The organism is Paenibacillus gallinarum, from assembly GCF_014836635.1.
GTDB classification, from domain to species: Bacteria; Bacillota; Bacilli; order Paenibacillales; family Paenibacillaceae; genus Paenibacillus; species Paenibacillus gallinarum.
In genome coordinates this window covers 1-2,331 of the sequence record NZ_JACSQL010000041.1, presented here as the reverse complement: position 1 = coordinate 2,331, position 2,331 = coordinate 1, and the positions used below count along the sequence as shown (strand labels likewise).

Below are 2,331 nucleotides of genomic sequence, written 5' to 3'. Positions count from 1 at the left end.
GTCCGTGAGTGGGCAGGGATGCTCAGAAAAGTAGATGAAAGAAAGCCGATCTATTACTGCATTTGGACGGTGAGAGTCAATGAATATCACCTGATAACGAACAAGATTCAAGAACTAATGGATGCGGTCATAGACGAGAGTTTCGCAGCTTTTGAAATGGACATTTCTTCGATTGAAGTTCGCGAAGAGCGAGAAGCAAATTAATCCGCTAAGCCGGGTTTCTCCCGGCACAGAAAGGAGACTTTGACAATGGCAATGAAGAAATCGGTATATGAAATTGTGACGGAACGGATTTTAGAACTGCTTGCGGCGGGTGTCGTGCCGTGGCGCAGACCGTGGGTCGTTAGTGGCGCTGTAAACTGGATATCGCAGCGGCCCTACCGGGGCATTAATACACTGCTACTGCCGCCGGGAGAGTACGCCACTTATAAGCAGATTACGGAAGCTGGAGGCAGTGTAAAAGGCGCTAAGTCTCAAATCGTTGTTTTCTGGCGCTGGTTAGAAAAAGAAGATGCGGATACCGGAGAAGCTGAGAAAATACCGATGCTTCGCTATTACCGGGTGTTTGACATAAAGGATTGCAAGGGCATAAAAAGCAAGCGGAAGGAGGTCAGTTTTGACCATGATCCTATTGCTGAAGCGGAAGCTATTGTAGACGGGTATGCAGACGCTCCGCCTATCGGCTTCGCGTCAGGACGGGCTTATTATATGCCTGCTCCAGACAGGGTCAGTGTTCCGCCTTTACAAGACTACCCAAAAGCAGAGGAGTATTATTCGACCTTATTTCATGAACTCATACACAGTAGCGGGCATCAGAGCCGTTTAAACCGGCCAGGCATCGAGGAATACGCCGCCTTTGGCGATGAGAACTATTCAAAAGAAGAACTTATAGCCGAGATTGGAGCAGCTATGCTTTGCGCTACATGCGGCATTGATAACAGCACCATCGAGAACAGCGCCGCTTATATTCAATCATGGCACCGAAAACTTAAAAATGATCCAACATTAATTGTAAAGGCCGCAGGACAAGCCCAAAAGGCGACAGACTATATACTGGGTACGACTTTTGACGAAGCAAATGGTAACTAAAGAGGCAGGGGCTTTGCCCCTGCGAATTGAGTTTCGCCAGGGGGATTCCTCCCCCTGGACCCCCTCTTATTTAAATAAAAAGCACTATTTCTTTTCCTTTTCTCGCTTCGCAGCTCTTTCTAGTTCACGATTTATTTTTGCAGTAGCCCACTGAATTAATGTGGGGATCGCAGTGCTAACGAGTTTATCCATAGATCCGAACCGTTTTCCCGTAAAGGGGCATATGTACTGTTCTTTTACTTCTACAATTACATTTTCCGCTTGGTTAGGATAGAGAATTTGAAACATTGACTCTTTCGCGGCATCTATAATGTCAGATGGTAGTTGTTCATCTGTGCGCTCCAGATAGGTATCCCAACATTCTTCAGCTAGAGGACGAGGATAGAAGATGGGAATACGCTGTGTCTTCGATTCAGGGCTTAGGGTAACATCAGGCTGTTTTTTCATTTTATCTTTTAAAAAGGCAGCTACAGTCTTACCCGAATCTTCAATTTCTGTCCATTCTTCTATGGTTAGCGTTAAGGAAACTTTTTTGGTAATTCCTTGAGAGGGACGGCCAACAGGGCGCGGATCATGAGTCTCGTTCACAAGTTTCACTCCTTATCTTTTGAGTAACTTTAATTATTATAATATAGGTTACCTAAATGATCGCCTTAAAAAAGTTTTGAGCCATAGTACCAGGTGATATCCTTTTTTTTCGGATCTGGTTTCAACCTAGGCTTGGTTTAAACCAAGCCTTAAATAAATGGAGGTTTGAGGAAGCAGGAAGCTTTTAAGGGATCTAGCTCTACAGGGGGAACGATCTTGTTTCAGCTGGAGGTGCTTGTATTAAGCAAGACAGAGACTTCATAGGAACAGAAAGAGGTTAGGGCTGATGCTACCAGCTCTAAGGCGGCAAGACCACCCACCTAAGAGCCGCTACGCACCGCTGCAGGGTTACTTAGGCCGATAACAAGAGCGCCTAACCCGGGAAACAAAGTATCCCGGATAAGGCGCTCTATGTTCCTGTCCTTCGCTTTACACCCCGCACGGAGCCAAGATCAAGGGCCTTTGATGCGGATCAGGGAAGGCAGGACTGCATGATGATTATGCTACGCTGCATCATCACAAGGCAATTTATAGTCGAAAACTTCTTAACCCAATTCTAAAACAGTAAGGATGAAGTAAGATGCGCTTAGGAGGGGTTTGATTTGATCGAAAAAAACAGGGACTGTATTGAACAAGCTAGAAAGCAGCTTAATG

The 2,331-nt window shown here is 45.6% G+C and carries 3 protein-coding genes; 2 read left to right on the top strand and 1 reads right to left on the bottom strand.

Features of this window, described 5'->3' with window-relative positions; genetic code table 11:
• Together H9647_RS25505 and H9647_RS25500 are read left to right on the top strand one after the other, a co-directional pair.
• Positions 1-204: hypothetical protein (locus H9647_RS25505; protein WP_225229584.1), on the top strand; the 204-nt coding region annotated here is incomplete at its 5' end.
• A 45-nt stretch (positions 205-249) separates the two neighbouring features.
• Complete coding sequence (locus H9647_RS25500) at positions 250-1,089, top strand: ArdC family protein (RefSeq protein ID WP_318245371.1); 840 nt, start codon at positions 250-252, stop codon at positions 1,087-1,089.
• An 84-nt stretch (positions 1,090-1,173) separates the two neighbouring features.
• Here H9647_RS25500 and H9647_RS25495 read toward each other — a convergent pair whose 3' ends face one another.
• Positions 1,174-1,677, bottom strand: a complete 504-nt coding sequence (locus tag H9647_RS25495; protein WP_191805292.1) for a hypothetical protein — start codon at positions 1,675-1,677, stop codon at positions 1,174-1,176.
• Positions 1,678-2,331: the final 654 nt, after the last annotated feature.